The sequence below is a fragment of the Snuella sedimenti genome (assembly GCF_016428595.1).
Taxonomy (GTDB): Bacteria; Bacteroidota; Bacteroidia; order Flavobacteriales; family Flavobacteriaceae; genus Snuella; species Snuella sedimenti.
In genome coordinates, this window is the sequence record NZ_JAELVQ010000003.1 from 1 (window position 1) to 19,856 (window position 19,856).

The window sequence follows — 19,856 nt, forward strand, 5'->3', positions numbered from 1 at the left end:
TTATCGCTTTAATAGAAGCTTCATGAAAGAAAACATTTTTGACAACCTTTTGAACAGAATGGTGAATACCGAACCATGCTTTATCAAAAATATTAGTAGTTAAATGCCTAAGTCAATTAACTAATTTAAAGAACCTTAAAATTATTGCACATAGAGGTGCATCGTTTGATGCTCCAGAAAACACATTGGCAAGTGTAAATTTAGCCTGGGCACAAAACATTCATTATGTTGAAGTTGATGTAAGATTAACAAAAGATAATATTATAGTTGTATTTCACGATGAGACAACTATTAGATACAATCAAGTAGATACATTATTAAATCAATATAATTTTGAGGAATTATCAGCTATAGATGTGGGTATATTTAAAGGAGAACAATGGAAAAACGAATTCATTCCCACTCTAGAACAAGTTTTAAAAACCATCCCTATAAATGGCACATTGGTTGTTGAACTTAAGGATGGACCTGAAATCGAAAATGCTTTGGTTAAATTAGAGAAAAGGAATACTAAAATTTGGAAGCAATTGGAATTCATTTCTTTTAATTATGAAACCATTTGTATGACTAAAAAAATATTCCCGAACAATAAATGCCTTTGGTTGCTAGATTTAGATTACGACTCAGAAACCACTAAAAATATACCCTCATATAAGGAGATAATTAATAAAGTTAAGCAACACAATTTAGACGGAATTGATGTTTTTGCTGGAGAAATAGCTAATAAATCATTTTTTAAAACAATGCATCAAGAAAACTTTGAAATTTATTTATGGACCATTAACAAAGTAGAACATGCTAAACGATATCTTCCTTTTTTACCAGACGGATTAACAACAGATAGACCCAGATGGATGAAAGAGCAATTAAACATGATAAATGACAAATAATATAGAAAATACAAATTGGGATATCTTAATTATTGGTGGAGGTGCCACCGGAATGGGTGCTGCTATTGATGCTGCTTCAAGAGGTTACAAAACACTTTTAATAGAAAAAGAAGATTATGGAAAAGGAACTTCTAGTAAAAGCACCAAGTTAATACATGGGGGAGTTAGATACCTACAACAAGGAAATGTATCTCTAGTTTTAGAAGCTTTAAAAGAACGTGCTTTACTTAAAAACAATGCGCCACATATTGTTCACGATTTAAAATTTGTAGTCCCAACTTATGATTGGTGGGAAAGTCCTTTTTATGGAATTGGTTTAAAAATGTACGATTGGTTAGCTGGTAAAGAAGGTTTTGGAGATTCTAAATTACTTTCTAAAAAAGAAACGGTTCGTTTATTACCAACTATAACCCAAAAAGATTTACGTGGTGGAGTTATCTATCACGATGGACAGTTTGATGACACCCGTTTGTTAATAAATATGATGCAAACGGCAAAAGAGCAAGGAGCAACTATTTTAAATTATCATGAATTTTTAAATTTTACTAAAACGAAAGACGGTATTATTAATGGTGGAGAAATTAATGACACTATAAATAACAAACAATTTACCGTTAAAGCCAAAGCAATAGTAAATGCCACAGGTGTGTTTTCTGATACTATTAGAAATATGGACGACAGCACTGTATCCAAAATAATAACTGGTAGCCAAGGGGTACATATTGTATTAGATAAAAGTTTTTTACCCGGAGATACCGCTATTATGATTCCTGAAACAAATGATGGACGTGTGTTATTTGCTGTGCCATGGCATGATAAAATTATTGTAGGAACCACGGACACGATAGTAAAGGAATATTTATACGAACCAATGCCCCAAAAAGAAGAAATTGATTTTTTACTAAAACATACAGCTAAATATTTAACCAAAAATCCTACTAGAGATGATGTTAAAAGTGTTTTTGTAGGTTTACGTCCTTTGGTAAAAAATGGAAATGTAGAAGATACAAAATCAATTTCTAGAGAACATGTTATAGAGGTTAGTAATAATGGTTTGGTAACAATTGCCGGAGGAAAGTGGACAACGTATCGTAAAATGGCCGAAGATACCATTGATAAAGCTGCAATGATTGCTAGCTTACCTCATGTAAAATCACGTACCGAGTATTTAAACATACATGGTCATAAAACCAATATAAAACCAAATGATTTTTTAGGTGTTTACGGAACAGATGCCGATTTAATTTTAGATTTAGTTGAAAAAAGACCTGAATTAAAAGAAAAAATACATCCAGAGCATCAAATTATTAAGGGACAAGTAGTTTGGTCTATTCAAAATGAAGATGCAAAAACAATTGAAGATTTTTTAGCCAGACGCACACGACTTTTGTTTTTAGATGCAAAAGCTAGTTTACAATCTGCAAATATTGTTGCCGAAATTTTTAAGCAAGAATTAAATCTTAGTGATGAATGGAAACAGAAAGAAATTCTTCGTTTTACAAAACTCGCTAATCAATATTTATTAAGCTAACTAGAAGACGTTATTTTTAATATACTATAAATTTTGTTTCATTATTTTGGGGTTATAGACAAGTAATATACTATTAACGAAAATATCAAAAACCTGAAACAGAAAATAAATTAATTGACTATAATAAAGCAAAATGAGTGGTAGCATGGTGTATAAAACAAAGCTAATAAGTGCTTAATCGAAAGGTTGTGTTTATTTGCAATGACCCCCCCAAATTTTTAAATTTGGGCTTTATAATAGAAAAATTAAAAACAAAATATAAAAATTCGGCTCTGCGTTAACCCGAAAAGTTGTGCCTTTTTGCACGCTACGTTTCATTGTGTGTCGAGCAAGCAATGAGCGGCAACATTAATTCATTGTGAACTGTAAATAAGATGGTGGAGCCGACCCACCATTGTTGTCTTACAGGGGAGAGCATCAAACCCCATAAGGTGCTTTGGTAAAGAGTCAAGGTATTGAGCGTTATGGAAACGACCAATCCAAGAGTTTGGTCAGGTATGGATAAAGGAGATGAATGCAAATGAACCTCTGAAGAAGTGTCGAGAAAGTGCAACATTCTGTCAAAAGTGTTTGAAGTATGACAAACATGATAAGTTTAGCGGTTACCTGTTTACTGGCTAAGCGGCAGGCGTCATTTAGGAGGCATGACCTTTATTCGGGCTTATTTACGGAACTCGGGAACCTGTGCTAAGATGCAAAGTGAAAGGCACAATAGAGATGCTTGGTACAGGGACGGACCAGACTATAGTAGCGATGAAGGTTTTGTAATGAAACTGGAGCAAAGGGATGGGTTAATTATATTTACGTTTTGCCAACTTGTAAAAGGATGAGCTTATATTTGTAAATAAAATTAGATGCGCCGTATGATGGGAGACTATCACGTACGGTTCTGTGAGAGGCTCGGGGTGAAACTCCCCTTGTCTACTCGACACAAACACGTTGGAAATAATTTGCAAATGATTCGTTTTTGGTGTATATTTACATCAAAAACAATAAAGTTATGTCAAGACAAAGTATATCATTTACTAAACCAAATGATGAATGGTTAAAAGCCCAAGTGGATAATAAAGAATATTCAAGTAAAAGTGAGTTAGTTAACGACTTGATTAGACAAGCCAGAAATCAACAAGTTCAAATTGACTGGATTCGAGCTAAGCTGGAAAAAGCTGAAAATAGTGGATTTACAAATGATAGTAAAGAAAGTATTTTAGAGCAATCAAAGTCTTTGTTAAATGGTTAAATATAAATTAACCAACGAAGCAAAAAATGACTTGATTCGGATTCACCATTATGGAGTTGAAAGATTTGGAATGACTCAGGCGGACAGATATTTCGAATCGTTTTTTGAATATTTCGACATTATTACTGAACGACCTTTTTCCTTTGAATTGGTAGATTACATAAAAAAAGGATATAGACGTTGCGTGTGCGGAGTTGATAGTATTTACTATAAAATAAATGAAAATATTGTGGAAATAATGGCAATTGTTGGGAGACAAGATTTGAATGAAAAATTATAACTGAATTAGTGTTACAGACCCTAAAAAACTGTTGCCAATAACTAAGATTCGTGTGGTCGGTACGGCCGAGCATGAACACCATACCTGTCCTGAGCATCTCGACAAGCTCAGGATGAACAAGTAAAAAGTCTAGGCTTACGATAAAAATATAAGAAAATGTTACGGTATCCTCCACCCACGGATGAAAATACCTCCCCCTCATTGCTTCGGGGTCAAACAAGATTTTCATCCTTATGCCTAGCCCTGCTACCTTGATTTTTAAGAGTTTTATCGGTAGGCCGCGCCCATATTCTCTTTAATCTCTTTGTCATGCCTGCCTTTCGTCTTTGAAGATAATCTGTGTCAGGTATGCACTTTTGGATGCATTTATAAGAAAACCATATTTATAGCAACACTATAGGTTTTAAAAAATTGCCAGATGTCATTTTAATAGAAAGAAGGCTTCTCTAAACAACGGTTGTAAGTTTTAATCTATATTTATATCCTGAAAGTTATTATGAGGAACAAAAGTTCCCCTTATCCGGAAACTAAAGACGGTAAACAGGGTAATGATGCCGTATGTAGCAAGCTGCCATTCATTGACGGAAAAACTCAAAATTAAGAATAAGAAAACTGTAACAAATGTCAGTTTTTATCTACTAATATCTAAAATCAAAAAATACAGAACTTAATGAAAAATTATTCAATAATTAAACTAAGTACAATGTGGTCAACAGACGGATTAAAAAATGACGTTGAGAGAATACTTAATGAAAAAACTTCGCAAGGATTTGAAATCGTATCTGTAGCATTCGGAGTGAATTTATGGTGGATGCCAACTGCTTTTGTTACAATATGCAAATAAAAGATTAAAACAAGACTTTTGACTTTTAATTAGTTTGCGGAATAAGACGCTGAACGAACTCAATTAAACGTTGAAAAAGGAAAGCAAAATTTAATAGGGTAATCTGAACTCAGAAAAAACAACGAAATGGCAACATAGGCTATAATCCATTGCTAAATTATTGCCTAAATAAAAACTTTTCTTACTTTTAATCATTCTATGATTCCTACTCGTATAATCCCTCGGATTTTCACTTGCAACGGAATCATAGCCATAAACGTTAGCTTTGATGCTGACAAAAATTACGGATATAAATTAAAACAAAAATTATGAACTATTTTTTAGCTATTGGACCTTTTCAACTAATTTTAGCATTACTCGTTTTTATGCCAACTACTATAGCTCTTATTGACATTCTAAGAAATGAATTTTCTGGAAACAATAAAATTGTATGGCTATTAGTTGTCTTACTTGGAAATTTTTTAGGTGCTCTGTTATATTTTATTATTGGAAGAAAGCAAAAATTATCAGCAACGAATAAAACTAGTTAGACTTAAAACATATTCGTTGGACTTTTTGGCTCGATTGCGCAAATGGAATTGAAAAAGTAACGTCAGAATTGTTCACTCAAACTTTAATGAAAATATGCGGAATAGAAAAAGTTGATCTGACACTCCTATTATAAAAACCATTGAATAAACAAAAGACATATAAATTATCGAAAAACACTGTGAAGACAATTATTCTTATTTTCCTATCCTTTTTGATATTTTCTTGCAATCAGATTAAAAAAGAAAATGGAGTACAGTTAAACGGAAAATATTCAATTGCGGATTTTAGAATGACTCCCGAATTCAAAAAAGATTCCATTGGACGAAAAAAATTAATGTCTATTCTAACTAGTGGCCAATATAAATTTGATTTTTCCTTAAAAGATTCAATTGTGAAAATTGACCCGAAATTTGGAATGGAATATTTTGGAGATTCAATTTTTGAATACAAAGTGGATAAAAAATTTATTGCCTTAAGAAATCCTTATAAAAAAATAAACTTACCGTATAAAAATGACCACGGAATAATAAGATTATTAATTGATAAGAAAGGAATTGAATTGTTTTCAATAACACCCTCAAAAAAATAAAAACGAAAAACAACAATATATGTAAAAATGGACGAAACGGTAATAAAATTAAAGTTTTATCTCGTGTCAAACTTTGTGGGTAATCGAAAGTTTCGTGTTTCGAAATCGCCTACTTTTCATATGTGTGCCGAGAGTAACGAAGGGCTGAAAATAGTTACGCAACCATTTAACTTTAACAGTATCTATTTATTAACCAAATCTAAAGTATTATGAAATGCCCATTAACAATAAGTTGCAAACCCAACCAATATGATAATTTGGGCATCGCATCTGACCTCTAAAACAATAAAATTTAAACAGATGAAAAACTTACTGATTATTTTAATGATTATGGGAGTTATTTTCTCATGTTCAAATGACGATGCCAATAAAAATGTTGTTAATCCGGAACTAATAGGAAAATGGAAACTTATTGAAACCTTTGAAGACCCTGGTGACGGAAGTGGCGTTTATGAAAGTATTGAAAGTGAAAAGACAATTGAGTTTTCTAACGATGGAACTTTTACTATCAACGGACCATTGTGCCAATTATCAACTTTAGTTGGAGGAACTTTTACTGGTAATGTTCGCAATTCAAATTATTCTGATAATAATATATTAGTTCCAGAAGAAGAATGTGACCCTGACAATCCATCGGCTGAATATAGAGTATTAATTGAAAATTCTAATTTAATAATTTATTATACAGCATGTATAGAGGGCTGTGGCAATAAATATCAAAAACTAAACGCTGAATAAAAATGGCTTACATAATAATGGTAGCTGTTGCACAAGTCCTTGAAGTTCTAAAAATAAGATACAAATAAGCCCTTTTAAGGGCTTTTATTTTGCTGTTTAAATTTCTTGCGCCCTAATTCCGGGGCACGGCAATTTAAACTGGAACTGGTTGAACAGTTTCTCTTGGCATAGTTTTTTACCTTACATTCTTAAAAATAAGAAGTTTCGTGCAATAATTGAAATTTTAAAATATATTTGAAACCTTGTGCAACGGGCACAATGTGTATCATTTATGCTATATCTAATCAAAAATTAAAAATCAAAACATTTTAAAAACCTATATGCTGGTGTAAAATCCTACGGGTTTTCAACCGCAAATCATACACACAAACGTTGGCAATAATTTTTAGAACCTAAAATTCGCAACAATTCTTTTCCAAACACATCGTTTCGTTATTCCTTCACATTATGTGGATAATTCTTGTTACGATTCTGGAATCGTAGAATATGTTCTTTTACAATCACACCTTTATCAATATTTATAGCATTTTTTATGGTCTTATTTTCATTCCAACTCTCGCGACCAGATATAACAGATGGTACATGTACCATTAATGCTGCAGAAATAGATCTTGAAGCACTTTCCCAAAAATAACTTGGTGTATGATCTACCGCGTAGTAATCAATATTATCTATAGCAATTATTGGTTTTTTAAAAGTGGTAGGTTTTGCGAAATAAAAACCCATACCTTCGTCGCAACTCACATCAATAATAAGTGAACCAGGTTTAAGCATCGATTTTTCTTCTTCTATTACATAATCAATTGGATCGTCTATATCCTGATATGTACCATTAATTATTATTTCAGATTCATTAATTAAATCTAATAATGGTCTTTGTGAACCATCATGTTCAACAACAATTAGTCGTGGTTCGTTTTCGTTTCCTTTTCTAACTCTAACATAGTGTACATTTAAGACTTCTTCTCTTACTTCATGATCTGGCCTTTGGATACATATAGTAATGTCTCTAAAGCCATGCGCTTTTAAGGCGTAAATAGCACCTCTACTTACAGCACCAAAACTAAATATAATTACCTTCCGCTGATTACCATAATGACCATCTATTCCCTTTAATTGCAATGCGTGTATAACTGCGCTATATCCAGCCATTTCATTGTTTTTATAAAATGTATGTCTTCCCATTTGTCCGCTAGGAATCCACACATACATATCTTCAAAAGCAATTAAAGTTAATTTTTTATCTATAGCTGTTTGTGTAACTTGTGTATTTTGAGCACAATGCGGATAACCCCAAATAATACCACCATCTTTTAGTTCTTTAAAATCTGATAAAATGGGTTTGGCAATTATAGCACAACCTATGCCTGCTAAAATTTCACCTCTTGAAGCAACTCCTCCAGTTAAGGCACTGATATCTTTGTCTTTTATGTTGAAAGGTTTTCCGTAACCTTCTTCAAAAATAAGTTGTCTTCGAATATGTTCAGGAAGTCTATTTAAATGTGCTGGATGAATAGGTACTCGCCTTTCATCTTCTTTCTTTGAAGTACCAATTACTCCCATTTTTAAAAAAGTCATATGTTGTTAGATTAACACGAATTGCACAGTAATGACATGAGCAAAGCGTAATATTAAAATTACTATTAGATAGTTACTTACTAGCAATCAGGCATTAAGTTGGTCACTAGGGGTTCATTAATCAAAATAAAGACTTAAAGTAAAAAGCCTCTGGAATTCGCTGAAGTAGTACGAAGAGATTTAATATCAACAGACAAATAATACTTTGTCAAAGATACCTTGAAATAAACGATTATAAGGATAATTTCATTTTTAATAATTTATCCTTATCAAAAGGAATTAGATGGGTTGACTGGTAATGACAATGTTATGATTAAGTATTTAGACAAAGCTGCATCTCTTTTTACTGGAATCATTGGTGTAATAATAGGGTACTATTTTGGACATAAAAAGCAATAATGTAAGTTAACGGTAACCCGTTGCACAAGCCCTTTTATTTTGCCGTGTAGATTCCCTTGTTCCCTAAAATTGTAGCCTATCCCATTACGATAAAACCCTAAGAAAATGCTACAATTTTCACACCCACGGATGAAAATACCTCACCCTCATTGCTTCGGAGTCAAACAAGATTTTCATCCATATGCTCGCCCTGCTACCTTGATTTTTAAGATTTTTATCGGTATGCCACTGCACTTTGCACAGTATTGGAAATGCTGTACAAAAAGAACTATATTTGAAAGAAAAATAAACGCAATAAAGTGCGTTTACTAACTAGTTGGCAAACATTAAAACTTACTCAAAACTTTAAAGTTAAATGAACAAAAAAGAATTGTTATTGATTGTAATTGGATTTATTTTTTCAATCAATTTAAATGCTCAAAATAAATTAGAAATTGGAATTAATGCAGGATTAAATTACCCAGATATTAGAGGAAATGAATATGCTAAATACAATAATTTTAAAGTTGGTTACCTAGTTGGTGTTTCTTTGGATTATTATTTGAAGGAGAATTTGTCTATAAGAGCAAATTTGAATTATGAGAGAAAAATTAAGAAACTAGAATTAACTTTCTATGATAATCAGGCTCAAGAAACTGGAACTGAAAATTATAATGAAAACTTTGATCATTTAAATATCCCTATTTTGTTGAAACATGAGTTTAAAAATTCTAAATTTTTCGTAAACGGTGGTCCTTTTTTTAATTATCTAATAGATAATAAAATTGATAAAAAGTATCCTAATGATGACAGTAACCTAGTTACAAAGCAGAAAAAAATTGATTTTGGTTTATCCGCTGGAGTTGGAGCAAATATTAGTATTGACAAAAAAAATGAACTAGTAGTTGAACTAAGAAATGATTTAGGACTTATTGATACAGGAGGCGTTCCCAATCAAGTGAATGGAACCGTAAAAACCAATACCTTAAAACTAATATTGAGTTGGAATTTAGGGATAAAATAACGTTTGCCAATAACGGCTGTATTTTATAGCAGTAAATTCATATAAATGACTGTCTTGTTTACTTAATAGTAAAATTCTTGTGGATTTTCGCGCAACAAAATAATAGGTATATTTTAACCTACTCATAAATGACAAAACATACTTTAATAGACCATATAAAAGCCTATGTAACTTCTTCAGATAATGAATTATCGGAAATCGTAGGCTTTTTCAATACCTGTTCTTACAATAAAAAAGCAACCTTATTGCCTGCCGGAAAGCGATGTGATAAGCTATTCTTTGTTGTAAAGGGGTGTTTGTGTTTATATTTTATTGATGGTTCGGGCAACCAAAAAACAATACAGTTTGCCATAGAAAATTGGTGGTTAACAGATTTTTTAGCATTTCAAAATCAAAAACCGTCTAATTTCTATATTGAAGCAGTCGAGCATTCAGAAGTATTGGCAATATCCTTTTCAAAATACCAGGAGCTGTTATGTAAATTTCCAAAAATGGAAACGTATTTTAGAACCATTTACGAAATCGCTTATGGCGCTGCATTAATGCGCTTAAAATATATAAACAGCTTTTCTAAAGAAGACATGTTTTTTAGGTTTCGAGATGATTTCCCAGAGTTTGTACAGCGTGTACCACAATACCTTTTAGCAAGTTTCCTTGGTTTAACTCCAGAATATTTGAGTGAAATTAAAAGAAAATAACTTTCTTAAACCAGTTTAATTTTTGCTGTATTTGATTTGGCTACCTTTGTTTTATGTTAAAAGTAGTAAAAGGCGGCTATGAAAAACACTAAAAAACTTGTTGTTGTAGGAGGTGGTTTTGCAGGTTTGGAACTTGTAAAAAGATTAGGGAATTCAGGGGACTATGAAATTGTTTTAGTTGACAGTAATAATTACAATTTTTTCCCGCCATTAATTTATCAGGTATCCACAGGCTTTATGGAACCCTCAGCAATAAGTTATCCGTTTCGGAAGATTCTACGAAAATTAAAGAACGTTCGTTTTAGGCTTGGTTCTCTTCAAGCCGTTGTTCCTGAAGAAAATAAAATACTATTAAGTAACGGAGAATTGGAATACGACATTTTAGTGATGGCTACGGGGACGGAGACAAATTTTTTTGGTAACCAAAACATTGCAGAAAAAAGTTTGCCAATGAAAACGATAAGTGATGCCTTGTCGCTTCGCAATGTTATTCTAACCCGGTTAGACCGTGCTACTAGAATTCAAAATGCCGAAGAAAGAAAAAAATACCTAAGCTTTGTTATTGCAGGAGCAGGCCCTACTGGCGTTGAGCTTTCGGGTATTTTGGCAGAAATGAAGGCTTCAATTATAATGAAAGATTATCCTGAGTTAAAAGAAAAAGACCTTGGAGAAATTCATTTAATTGATGGTCAATCTTCCGTTTTGGCAGCTATGTCCAAAAGTGCTCAAGATTATACGTCAAAAAAATTAATAGAGCTGGGCGTTACTTTAATGATGGATACATTGGTTAAGGATTTTGATGGTGAAACGGTGTATTTATCCAATGGTATTAAAATTCAATCTAAAAACCTTATTTGGGCTGCAGGTGTTTCGGCAAAAACATTTTCGGGATTTTCAAAAGATAGTTTTGGAGCGGGTAAAAGATTAAAAACAAATCAGTTTAATCAAGTCCATACCTATAACAATATCTATGCGTTGGGAGATTGTGCTTTGGTTCTTGGTGATACAAATTACCCCAATGGCCATCCGCAATTAGCACAACCAGCACTGCAACAGGCAAAGAACCTGGCTGATAACCTAAATAGGAAAAACAATAACTGGAAACCATTTCTGTATAACGATAAAGGTTCTTTGGCCATAATAGGAAGAAACAAGGCTGTATTGGACTTTCCGAAACAAACCCATTCTGTAAAAGGTTTTGGGGCTTGGTTAATTTGGATTTTTGTACATATCATGGGACTGGTCAATTTTAAAAACAAAGTAAGGACATTGTACAACTGGCTGGGGTACTATATATACAAAGACCAATATTTTAGAATGATAATTAAACCAACAGAAAGAACTAATAAATAAAGAAGACTATGAAACGAACATTAACAAAATTTAAGCATTTTTTCACAAAAGGAAATGTTTAAAATTTTTAATGAGAGAACGAGTGTAAGGAGTGGTTGCACACGTTCTTAATTTTATAATTGCAATAAAATCAATTAATTACTAAAATTTAAACGTGTGAAAAAAGTTAAATTAATAACAGTAATGGTTTTTCTAACCATGGTTACTAGTTGTAATACCGAGAGATCAAAAAACAATGCTAAAGTTGAGGATGTTAATCAAGTTACGTCGCAATCTGATACACTAACTAAACACCTAAAGCCTTTCAAGTTAGAATTGCCAACAATAGGCCTTCTTATGTTTAACGGTGTTTTACAGGGAGAGGTTATAGCGACTTCTGATGTTTTTGGGAAACCGGACAAAAATGGCAAACAGCTTTTTAACGTCATAGCTATTGCAGAGACGAAAAGCCCGATTACCACAGAAGAAGGGATGCACTTTGTTCCTGATTACACTTTTGAAAATTGTCCAAAACTAACAGCTTTGTTTGTGCCTAGTGCTTATGATATGTATGCACAAGTACATAATAACAAAATTGTAGATTTTATAAAAGAGAAAAATACTGAGACAAAATATATTGTTAGTAATTGTGCAGGGGCGCAGCTAATAGGTAAATCGGGTATTGCCGACGGACACAAAATTGTTACCTGGATAGGTGGGGGTGAACAATTACAAAAGGACTTCCCGAATTTAAAAGTTCAAAACGACAGTCTGGTAACCTTTGTCGAAGATGGGAAATTCAGTTCCTCGAATGGCAATTTAGCAAGTTACATTTCTGCATTGAATTTATTGGAGAAAATGACAAGTATGGAACACAGAAAGTTTATAGAAAGCTATTTGTACCTTGACCGACTTCAGAATTACAAAGAAATTAACGAACCATTGTAAATAAGTTATTTAGTGCATTGTTTCTATCTTTTATCTAGAATATCTTCACGGATTTTCTATTCGGTTTGTATTTGCTAAATTTAGTGTTTAAATTAAGTTTAAACTAATTCTATATTTTAGGAGTTGCATTTTAAAATGACAATTATAGATAAAGAAAGACAAGCAGATTACAAAAACAGAATTAATCGGGTTTTTAAATATATTGACGAAAATTTGGATTCGGACCTGTCTTTAAGCACGATTTCTGAAATCGCGTTTTTCTCAGCATTTCACTTTCATAGGGTTTTTAAATTCATTACAGGCGAAACCCTAAAGGAATACGTGACCAGAAGGAGAATTGAAAAATCAGCATCCGATTTACTTCATAAAAATATCACGGCAACAGAAATAGCACACAAATACGGGTTTAGTGATAATACTTCTTATTCAAGAGTATTCAAAAAGTATTTTGGAGTAAGCCCAACTGAATTTAAAAAACAAAACCCTAATAGACATAGCAAGATTCGTCAACTTAAAAGCAAGAACGGACAAGCATATCCTGACTACGAAAAATACATTTGCATCATTAATAATCTTAAAAATTGGATAAAAATGAATGCAAAAATTGAAATTAAAGAAATGTCCAAAATGGATTTGGCTTATGTATTAAGCATTGGCCCTCAAAACCTTGAAAGTGCTTATGGAGAACTAATGCAATGGGCAATACCAAAAGGGTTAATGAGCGACCAAACAAAAATGATAACGATTTATCACGACAGTTTTAAAGTTACCGAAGCTAGTAAAGTAAGAATGAGTGCTTCGATTTTGCTTGACAAGACGATTGAAACAAAGGGGGAAGTTGGATTAACCACTATTGAAAAGGGAAAATACATAGTAGGTAGTTTTGAAATTGGGTTGGATGAATTCGAAAAATCTTGGACAGGATTGTTTGTTTGGATGAATGAAAATGGGTATAAAAAAGCAGATAGGGAACCTTTAGAGATGTATTATAATAATTTTAATGACCACCCAGAAAAAAAGGCTATCGTTGACTTTTGTATACCAATTGAATAAAAACGGTTTGTTATACCATAGCTTAAAAGCTGTCTGGCATTAAACTTATCATTTATTCCAAATAAAAACACAAAAAAATGCAATAAATAAGAAAAGCATCGTCTTATTTAATGAAGAACCCTTCGTAAAAGGTTTTAGTGAATTTGGAATCAGAAAACAGTAAAAAGCTTAAGGATTTTTTTGGAAGAGAATATGAGTCTCTCAGGGTTTACGTGAACACAAAAATAAGTGATACGGTCAATCGTGATGCAGAAGACATTATTCAGGATGTAGCCTTAAAGTTGTTTTCTGGAGCAGATAGATATGCGCCCATAAATAATGTGGCTGGTTTTGTATATAGATCTATAAAAAACAAAATCATTGATGTTATGCGAACCAATAAAAAAGTGGATTCCGTAACTGTTGATAAGGATTTGCTGGAGTTGATAGATGTTGTACAGCAATCCACCAATAATTATACTTCAGACGAAATGATTTTGATACTTAAAGAATGTGTCGATAAGTTAAAACCAGCATATCGGGATATTATCATAGCAGTAGACTTTGAAGGGTACTCCTATAAGGAGATTTCTGAAGAAACAGGCATTTCTTTAGGAACACTCATGTCCAGAAGGCACAGGGCCATAGGTATATTGTATAAAAAAATAGAACAGGAAATTAACAAACATAAAATTAGTATATCATGACAAATTTTTTCACCCATAAATTTAGAAAAAAGTCACCAATAGAGATTGTTGGAATGATCATTTTTGGTGCCATTGCCATTGCTGGATTGGTTATTTTATTTGGTTTTGTAATTATGTGGTTATGGAATTGGCTGATGCCCGATATTTTTGGACTTACAACACTTACATATTGGCAAGCTGTGGGCTTATTTATATTACTAAAAATACTTCTTGGCGGTTGTGGTACTGGAGGAAAAGATGCTTCAAAAAGTTCAAAGCATAAATGTAAAAAAGATTCAAAGACCGATTTTTCAAAATGGAAATACTATGATAAATTTTGGAGGGAGGAAGGCGATGCATATTATAAGGAATACGTCGAACGACAAACAAACCCTTCGCAAGAAAACGATGAATCAAAATCAGATTCAGAATAACAATAAAGTAGCATTATGGAATTGCTAATATTTCAAACAGATATCAAATCAAAGAAAAAAGTTAAGTCCCTAAAACCTGTATTTAATACCCATCCAGACATTATTAAGTGGTCCATTGATCTGGAAGATATTGACAATGTACTTCGCATAGAAGCAACAACAAATCTATCGGAAGAGGATGTTGTCGATCTGGTAAAGGTAAATGGGTTTTATATTAAAGCATTACCGGATTAGGAAATATAACCGCTTTGTGTTTTAAACTGTTCAACTTAAAAAAGTAATAGGGTTTATAGCTTATAGGCTTAACATCCAGGTACGCTGTAACTTTTTGAATTTACGTAACTCACTACGTAAAATAGGTAGAAAGTCCTTACCGTTACTATTAGAATGTTCTAAGCGGTAAGCGTTTTTGTAAAGTCTGTTTGTTAGACGTTTAAGTGCGGCAATATGCTTATGTTTTCTATCGGAATAACGTTCCCTTTCTGCATTGGCTATTTCCGGAGCTAACGATACAGATTGTTGTACAATATCTCCCGAAAAATAAATGTGCTGGTCTTCAGAACCATCTTCCTTTAGTTCAGATAAATCGTGATTTAGGTATGTAGAGATACTTTGCGACAAGGCAAAAATCTCCATGGCCTTTTTATATAAAGGCGTGTCAGACAAGTATGGTGAATGGTTGTAAGACATCTTAACTAAGCAATTTTTATCAAAATTAGTCACAAGAATTTATATCTTACTTTAAAATTTAAAGTAAATGTGTATATTTGATTTAATAATTAATTATTTTGAAGCTAAATTACTTTAAATGGGGTTAGATGTGCTTAATAAGAAGATTTTAAAGTGTTTACAGGAGAATGCCAGGCTGTCTAATGCCGAAATTGGAAGGCGTGTAGGGATTAGTTCTCCAGCAGTTTCAGAGCGTATTAAAAAGATGGAAGACCTGGGTATTATTGAAGGGTATAAAACCATTGTCTCGACATTTGAAATAGGATATCAGTTAAAGGCTATTATTACATTGCGCGCTTTTATGGGGAAATTAAAACCTTTTTTGGAAAAGGTAAAAACCTACGACGAGGTTATTAATTGTTACCGGATTACAGGCGATGAGAACATCGTTATGGAGGTTGTTTTAAAGAATCAAAAGCATTTGGAAGTGTTTATAGATCAGCTTATTATATACGGAGAAACTAAAACACAAATTGTTTTGTCACGTGTGGTAAAGCTAAAAGAACTAAAGCCCATTTAAAATTATTTAGGGATGCGCCAAGGTGGATTTTTCCTGTTCTTTCCTGCGTAATATAAAATGATGGTATTGCCATCGGGATCTAATAAATGAGCTTCACGCCATAACCAACGTTTGTCTTCTGGGGCACTTATAAAAACAAGCCCTTTACTTTTTAGTTGTGTTACTAGTGTGTCTAAATTATCATCTTCAAAATATATAGTAATGCCGTTGCCATTGGGTAGTGTCTCTACCAAATGAATGGATAGTGTCGAATCGCCATCCGGGCATTCAAACCTTACATACCTTGGAAGCGCATCTACAATGAGTTGCAATCCCAAGGTTTTGTAAAATTCGGTTGCTTTTTCAAGATCTAAAGAGGGTATGGTTACTTGATTTAAGTTCATATAAAACGTTTTTTTGCTTTTAGGAATTGTTGTAGTATCACCAATAGTAGAATACAGCAAGCGGCCAATACCGTTATAAGGTACCAAGTGTTATCAAATCCAAGACCGTCAACCATGCGCATTCCTGCATTGTGCCCAAAAATATGGGCTATAGAGAACGATATGGAATAAAGGGCCATATACTCACCTTGGTTTCCTTTTTTAGCCCGATCCATTGCAAAGGCATTGGAAAAAGGAAAAGCTATCATTTCGCCTAAAGTAGCAAGCAACATACCAATAACCAATACACCCACCCAGGTTGTGAGGTTTAAAATAATAAAGCTAAGACCGGTAAGGATCGCACCAAATATCATAAGTCCAGATTTGGTAAACCGTGAAGTTTCCAACCATTTTATTAGTGGCATTTCAAATACAAAAATAAGAAACCCGTTCATTCCAAGTAACATGCCAATTTCAAGTTCGGTTAGCAAATGGGCATCTTTATAATACAAGGGCATGGTAGAGAAGTATTGTAAAAATACTATTCCGAAAAGTACCATGGCTCCCAAAAATATTAAAAAAGCCGTATCGCTATATGCCGATCTAGGGTTGGAAGTATTTACATCGTCCAATGTTTTTGTCGTTTTAGGATTTAATACATTTATCAATACCAAAGCAGCTAAAATACACGTTATGCCATCCACCCAAAACAGGCCACCATAGCTTAGTGTTGTTATAATGATGCCTCCAATGGCCGGTCCTGCAGAGAAGCCTAAATTAATGGCCAATCGTATTAATGTAACCGATCTTGTTTTGTTTTCTGGTTTGCTGTAGGCACTTAAAGCAACAAACATGGCAGGCCTAAACATGTCGGCAATAAGCATAACCAATAGAATACCAATACAAAACGATACGAATGTGGTTAAAAACTGTAAAGCAACGAATAGTACGCCAGTAGCTAGTAAGCTAAATACCATAACTTTATAGAAACCAATTTTATCGGTTAGTTTTCCACCGAGCCAAGACCCTATTACAGACCCTAAGCCAAAGGCACTCATAATCCAGCCCACATCATTTAAAGTAAAATTGAGGTCTTTGGTTAGGTATAAGGATAAAAAAGGGATAACCATTGTGCCAGCCCTATTAATAAGGGTTATTAAGGCGAGCCACCAAACTTCTTTAGAAAGGCCTTTAAATGTGTTGAGGTACTTAGTAAATAGTGTTTTCACACGTTTAAATTTTAGTTAATTATTTGATTATATACTAATTATAAAATTGAGAACGTGTGCAACCGCTTCGCTCTCACATTAAAAATTTTAAACAGTCTCTACACTTTTGTAAAACTATTCTTAAAATTTATTAATGTTCGTTTCATTCGTGTGTTTGTACTTTCGAATTAAAACTTTAATTGTTACTGTCTTTGTAAAATATGAACTACCTAAAAATAAAAAGTCCAACTTTTCAGTTGGACTTTTATATATTGTATTATTCTATATCTACATCATCACAATATATAACAAATCCAACCTATCCATTGCTTAAAAATGGAACGCTTCATTGTACAAATGGTGACGTTTAAATACATGTTATCTTTTTTTTTGATCCACCAAAGCTATACAAAATAATTGTAAGTTGTATTTTTGAAATGAAAAAAAATAAAATGAACAGACTTTTTCCATTTATTTTAATCGTACTTATTGCTTTTGCTTGTGGTGAAAAGAAGCAGCCATTACAGGGAGAAACACCTTTTCAGAAAGAATTGAATGCCAAGTTTAAGGACGCAACGGTGTCGCCATTAACGGACAAGGATAGAAAAGCATTTAAAGGGCTTGATTTTTTTAAATTCGATTCGACGTTTATAGTAAAAGCGCATTTAAAGCAAACCCCCGATACAGATTGGTTTAACATGCAAACCACGACAAACCGGGTGTCTAAAGAGCGTGTTTTTGGCGTTTTATCTTTTCTATTACAAGGAAAAGAGTATCGTTTAAATATATACCAAGGAGCAGACAACATGTTAAAGGCTGGTTACGAAGATTACTTGTTTCTCCCGTTTTTAGATGAAACCAATGGCGAGGAAAGTTATGGAGGTGGACGTTATATCGATTTACGGATTCCTGAAGGGGATAGTTTGGAAATCGATTTCAATAAAGCTTATAATCCATATTGTGCATACAATCCTAGTTATTCCTGTCCTATTGTGCCTCGGGAAAACTATTTAAGAATACGTGTTGAAGCAGGTGTAAAGGCGTTTAAGAAGCACTAAGCATAATGCTTAGTTTAGATAGTAAATAAAATGTGAGGGAAACATCTAGAATTATACTATTTCACAGCAATATAAATTTGAGTTTCCCAATTGGCAGGATTGGGTGTTTGGGTTGGATCTGTTATATAGCTTTCCAACATTGCACCATTTTCACTAAATTCTAACTCTTGTTCTTTAATATATGTCATCGTGGTGCCCCAAGCTTCTTTAAGATTATCATAATGCCCTTTAAGCGTAGTTTTAACGGCTTTGAAATCTTGAAGCTGCCCCGTTAAAATAGCGTCGTTCGTTGTTATTACTTTTTCGGTTGTGGGGATACAGCAAGAAAATATAGTTGCGTTGTTGGTTTCATCCCATTTGTGATAAAGTACAAAAGGAGGGCCTGATGGCGTTAGTTTATTCTTGGAGGCATAATTTATAACTTTGGCCAGCATGGTACTCATAGTATCTTTTAAATCATCTATTTTACAAGACGTTGTATTATACAAGTAATAGCCACCACTGTGTTGTGTTATGCCATTTACGGTAATAGTATATGCTTTCATATTGGCAATGACGATACTATCTAACTTTTCGAGACTACGTTCGTAATGTGGGCCTATTTGTTTTTCCATACCACCAGCAAAAACAGTAAAAGCTTTAAAACCGAAAGGCAAATTATTTCCAGAAATAGACCATGTAACATCTGTAGAGCCATTGGCATTGGCCTCAAATTTCCAGTTAATGTCGGAAGCAGGGAAATCGGCGAACTGCATGGTTTGCTTAATGGATTTATTGGCAACGGTTTCAAGCGTTTTCATAGTACCTATGCCATCTTTGTCTTCCCAAGTGTAACTTCCATTAACACCCAGTGTTTGTTCTGGGTAAGTGATTCTTATATCTGGATCGGACTCTACCCACGACGACCAAGCTTCCCAGTTTTTTAGGTCTATAACATTATTGTAAATTACGGAAGCAGGTGCTTTTATTGTGCGTGTTCTGCTAACTTCAAACGTGTTTGGTTGTACTGCAATGTAAACAGAAAGACCTATTACAAAAATTAATAGAAGAAATAAGAGGTATTTAAAAGCTTTCATTTTTTTAAGTTAAAAATCTGAACCAAAGATACTCATTTTTCAACTTTATATTAATAAATTGTTACATTTGCCATGTAAAAAATAAATATTTAATAATTAAACTAGCTTGTTTTGTGTTAATCAATAATTTTTGTGTCTACATTATTGATT

22 protein-coding genes are annotated in these 19,856 nt (G+C 33.1%); 17 read left to right on the forward strand and 5 right to left on the reverse strand.

All coding sequences use genetic code 11. The features are described from left to right. Window positions 1–143: 143 nt before the first annotated feature. The 7 genes from JF259_RS03565 to JF259_RS03595 all read left to right on the forward strand — a co-directional run bounded on the left by JF259_RS03565 (window position 144) and on the right by JF259_RS03595 (window position 6,643). A complete protein-coding gene (locus JF259_RS03565) occupies window positions 144–890 on the forward strand; it encodes a glycerophosphodiester phosphodiesterase family protein (protein WP_317192061.1) in 747 nt (248 codons plus the stop codon). Beyond that, complete coding sequence (locus JF259_RS03570) at window positions 880–2,421, forward strand: glycerol-3-phosphate dehydrogenase/oxidase (RefSeq protein WP_199113445.1); 1,542 nt, start codon at window positions 880–882, stop codon at window positions 2,419–2,421. The genes JF259_RS03565 and JF259_RS03570 overlap by 11 nt, the downstream gene beginning before the upstream one ends. 1,000 nt (window positions 2,422–3,421) lie before the next feature. Continuing rightward, on the forward strand, window positions 3,422–3,661 hold the full coding sequence (locus JF259_RS03575) for a ribbon-helix-helix domain-containing protein (RefSeq protein ID WP_199113447.1): 240 nt from the start codon (window positions 3,422–3,424) through the stop codon (window positions 3,659–3,661). Continuing rightward, window positions 3,654–3,941, forward strand: coding sequence for a type II toxin-antitoxin system RelE/ParE family toxin (locus tag JF259_RS03580; protein WP_199113449.1), 288 nt, complete (start codon window positions 3,654–3,656; stop codon window positions 3,939–3,941). Before JF259_RS03575 ends, JF259_RS03580 begins: the two co-directional genes overlap by 8 nt. A 1,152-nt stretch (window positions 3,942–5,093) precedes the next feature. After that, a complete protein-coding gene (locus JF259_RS03585; RefSeq protein WP_199113451.1) occupies window positions 5,094–5,315 on the forward strand; it encodes a PLD nuclease N-terminal domain-containing protein in 222 nt (73 codons plus the stop codon). A 179-nt stretch (window positions 5,316–5,494) separates the two neighbouring features. Continuing rightward, entirely contained in the window at window positions 5,495–5,905 is a 411-nt protein-coding gene (locus tag JF259_RS03590) for a hypothetical protein (RefSeq protein WP_199113453.1), read from the forward strand. Between the two features lie 300 nt (window positions 5,906–6,205). After that, the gene (locus JF259_RS03595; RefSeq protein ID WP_199113455.1) at window positions 6,206–6,643 is read left to right on the forward strand and encodes a hypothetical protein; all 438 of its coding nucleotides are present in this window, start codon (window positions 6,206–6,208) and stop codon (window positions 6,641–6,643) included. A 432-nt stretch (window positions 6,644–7,075) separates the two neighbouring features. On the opposite strand, the gene JF259_RS03600 is transcribed toward JF259_RS03595, so the two are convergent. Further along, entirely contained in the window at window positions 7,076–8,206 is a 1,131-nt protein-coding gene (locus tag JF259_RS03600; protein ID WP_233164087.1) for a N(5)-(carboxyethyl)ornithine synthase, read from the reverse strand. A gap of 769 nt (window positions 8,207–8,975) precedes the next feature. Between JF259_RS03600 and JF259_RS03605 the strand changes: the two genes are divergently transcribed. The 8 genes from JF259_RS03605 (at window position 8,976) to JF259_RS03640 (ending at window position 14,987) form a co-directional block, all read left to right on the forward strand. Then, window positions 8,976–9,623 (forward strand): porin family protein, encoded by a 648-nt coding sequence (locus JF259_RS03605; protein ID WP_199113459.1) that lies wholly within the window; start codon window positions 8,976–8,978, stop codon window positions 9,621–9,623. Window positions 9,624–9,751: 128 nt separating this feature from the next. Further along, a complete protein-coding gene (locus tag JF259_RS03610; protein ID WP_199113461.1) occupies window positions 9,752–10,321 on the forward strand; it encodes a Crp/Fnr family transcriptional regulator in 570 nt (189 codons plus the stop codon). 78 nt (window positions 10,322–10,399) lie between these two features. After that, window positions 10,400–11,674, forward strand: coding sequence for an NAD(P)/FAD-dependent oxidoreductase (locus JF259_RS03615; protein WP_199113463.1), 1,275 nt, complete (start codon window positions 10,400–10,402; stop codon window positions 11,672–11,674). Between the two features lie 183 nt (window positions 11,675–11,857). After that, on the forward strand, window positions 11,858–12,601 hold the full coding sequence (locus tag JF259_RS03620; RefSeq protein ID WP_199113816.1) for a DJ-1/PfpI family protein: 744 nt from the start codon (window positions 11,858–11,860) through the stop codon (window positions 12,599–12,601). 135 nt (window positions 12,602–12,736) lie between these two features. Continuing rightward, window positions 12,737–13,654 carry an AraC family transcriptional regulator gene (locus JF259_RS03625; protein ID WP_233164088.1) on the forward strand — a complete coding sequence of 306 codons (918 nt, stop codon included), beginning with the start codon at window positions 12,737–12,739 and terminating at the stop codon, window positions 13,652–13,654. 137 nt (window positions 13,655–13,791) lie between these two features. Then, complete coding sequence (locus JF259_RS03630; RefSeq protein WP_317192060.1) at window positions 13,792–14,340, forward strand: RNA polymerase sigma factor; 549 nt, start codon at window positions 13,792–13,794, stop codon at window positions 14,338–14,340. Next, complete coding sequence (locus JF259_RS03635; protein WP_199113465.1) at window positions 14,337–14,753, forward strand: hypothetical protein; 417 nt, start codon at window positions 14,337–14,339, stop codon at window positions 14,751–14,753. Before JF259_RS03630 ends, JF259_RS03635 begins: the two co-directional genes overlap by 4 nt. Before the next feature lie 15 nt (window positions 14,754–14,768). Beyond that, window positions 14,769–14,987, forward strand: coding sequence for a hypothetical protein (locus JF259_RS03640; protein WP_199113467.1), 219 nt, complete (start codon window positions 14,769–14,771; stop codon window positions 14,985–14,987). Window positions 14,988–15,047: 60 nt separating this feature from the next. Here the strand turns inward: JF259_RS03640 and JF259_RS03645 are convergent, their stop codons facing one another. Continuing rightward, window positions 15,048–15,443, reverse strand: coding sequence for a hypothetical protein (locus tag JF259_RS03645; protein ID WP_199113469.1), 396 nt, complete (start codon window positions 15,441–15,443; stop codon window positions 15,048–15,050). A gap of 118 nt (window positions 15,444–15,561) precedes the next feature. Here JF259_RS03645 and JF259_RS03650 point away from each other — a divergent pair, with 118 nt between their 5' ends. Beyond that, window positions 15,562–16,002, forward strand: coding sequence for an Lrp/AsnC family transcriptional regulator (locus tag JF259_RS03650; RefSeq protein WP_199113471.1), 441 nt, complete (start codon window positions 15,562–15,564; stop codon window positions 16,000–16,002). A 2-nt stretch (window positions 16,003–16,004) separates the two neighbouring features. On the opposite strand, the gene JF259_RS03655 is transcribed toward JF259_RS03650, so the two are convergent. After that, the gene (locus JF259_RS03655) at window positions 16,005–16,385 is read right to left on the reverse strand and encodes a VOC family protein (RefSeq protein ID WP_199113473.1); all 381 of its coding nucleotides are present in this window, start codon (window positions 16,383–16,385) and stop codon (window positions 16,005–16,007) included. After that, a complete protein-coding gene (locus tag JF259_RS03660; protein ID WP_199113475.1) occupies window positions 16,382–17,593 on the reverse strand; it encodes an MDR family MFS transporter in 1,212 nt (403 codons plus the stop codon). Before JF259_RS03660 ends, JF259_RS03655 begins: the two co-directional genes overlap by 4 nt. Window positions 17,594–18,024: 431 nt before the next feature. Here JF259_RS03660 and JF259_RS03665 point away from each other — a divergent pair, with 431 nt between their 5' ends. Beyond that, window positions 18,025–18,630 carry a DUF1684 domain-containing protein gene (locus JF259_RS03665; RefSeq protein ID WP_199113477.1) on the forward strand — a complete coding sequence of 202 codons (606 nt, stop codon included), beginning with the start codon at window positions 18,025–18,027 and terminating at the stop codon, window positions 18,628–18,630. A 56-nt stretch (window positions 18,631–18,686) separates the two neighbouring features. On the opposite strand, the gene JF259_RS03670 is transcribed toward JF259_RS03665, so the two are convergent. After that, on the reverse strand, window positions 18,687–19,706 hold the full coding sequence (locus JF259_RS03670) for an SRPBCC family protein (RefSeq protein WP_199113479.1): 1,020 nt from the start codon (window positions 19,704–19,706) through the stop codon (window positions 18,687–18,689). Window positions 19,707–19,856: the final 150 nt, after the last annotated feature.

Bases quoted from the DNA above. Each gene is read 5' to 3' on its own strand.
- JF259_RS03665 (WP_199113477.1), top strand. From the start codon at position 18,025: ATGAACAGACTTTTTCCATTTATTTTAATCGTACTTATTGCTTTTGCT.
- JF259_RS03670 (WP_199113479.1), bottom strand. From the start codon at position 19,706: ATGAAAGCTTTTAAATACCTCTTATTTCTTCTATTAATTTTTGTAATA.
- JF259_RS03585 (WP_199113451.1), top strand. From the start codon at position 5,094: ATGAACTATTTTTTAGCTATTGGACCTTTTCAACTAATTTTAGCATTA.
- JF259_RS03575 (WP_199113447.1), top strand. From the start codon at position 3,422: ATGTCAAGACAAAGTATATCATTTACTAAACCAAATGATGAATGGTTA.
- JF259_RS03570 (WP_199113445.1), top strand. From the start codon at position 880: ATGACAAATAATATAGAAAATACAAATTGGGATATCTTAATTATTGGT.
- JF259_RS03620 (WP_199113816.1), top strand. From the start codon at position 11,858: ATGGTTTTTCTAACCATGGTTACTAGTTGTAATACCGAGAGATCAAAA.
- JF259_RS03655 (WP_199113473.1), bottom strand. From the start codon at position 16,385: ATGAACTTAAATCAAGTAACCATACCCTCTTTAGATCTTGAAAAAGCA.
- JF259_RS03610 (WP_199113461.1), top strand. From the start codon at position 9,752: ATGACAAAACATACTTTAATAGACCATATAAAAGCCTATGTAACTTCT.
- JF259_RS03635 (WP_199113465.1), top strand. From the start codon at position 14,337: ATGACAAATTTTTTCACCCATAAATTTAGAAAAAAGTCACCAATAGAG.
- JF259_RS03645 (WP_199113469.1), bottom strand. From the start codon at position 15,443: ATGTCTTACAACCATTCACCATACTTGTCTGACACGCCTTTATATAAA.
- JF259_RS03625 (WP_233164088.1), top strand. From the start codon at position 12,737: ATGACAATTATAGATAAAGAAAGACAAGCAGATTACAAAAACAGAATT.
- JF259_RS03600 (WP_233164087.1), bottom strand. From the start codon at position 8,206: ATGGGAGTAATTGGTACTTCAAAGAAAGAAGATGAAAGGCGAGTACCT.
- JF259_RS03595 (WP_199113455.1), top strand. From the start codon at position 6,206: ATGAAAAACTTACTGATTATTTTAATGATTATGGGAGTTATTTTCTCA.
- JF259_RS03640 (WP_199113467.1), top strand. From the start codon at position 14,769: ATGGAATTGCTAATATTTCAAACAGATATCAAATCAAAGAAAAAAGTT.
- JF259_RS03605 (WP_199113459.1), top strand. From the start codon at position 8,976: ATGAACAAAAAAGAATTGTTATTGATTGTAATTGGATTTATTTTTTCA.
- JF259_RS03580 (WP_199113449.1), top strand. From the start codon at position 3,654: ATGGTTAAATATAAATTAACCAACGAAGCAAAAAATGACTTGATTCGG.
- JF259_RS03615 (WP_199113463.1), top strand. From the start codon at position 10,400: ATGAAAAACACTAAAAAACTTGTTGTTGTAGGAGGTGGTTTTGCAGGT.
- JF259_RS03650 (WP_199113471.1), top strand. From the start codon at position 15,562: ATGGGGTTAGATGTGCTTAATAAGAAGATTTTAAAGTGTTTACAGGAG.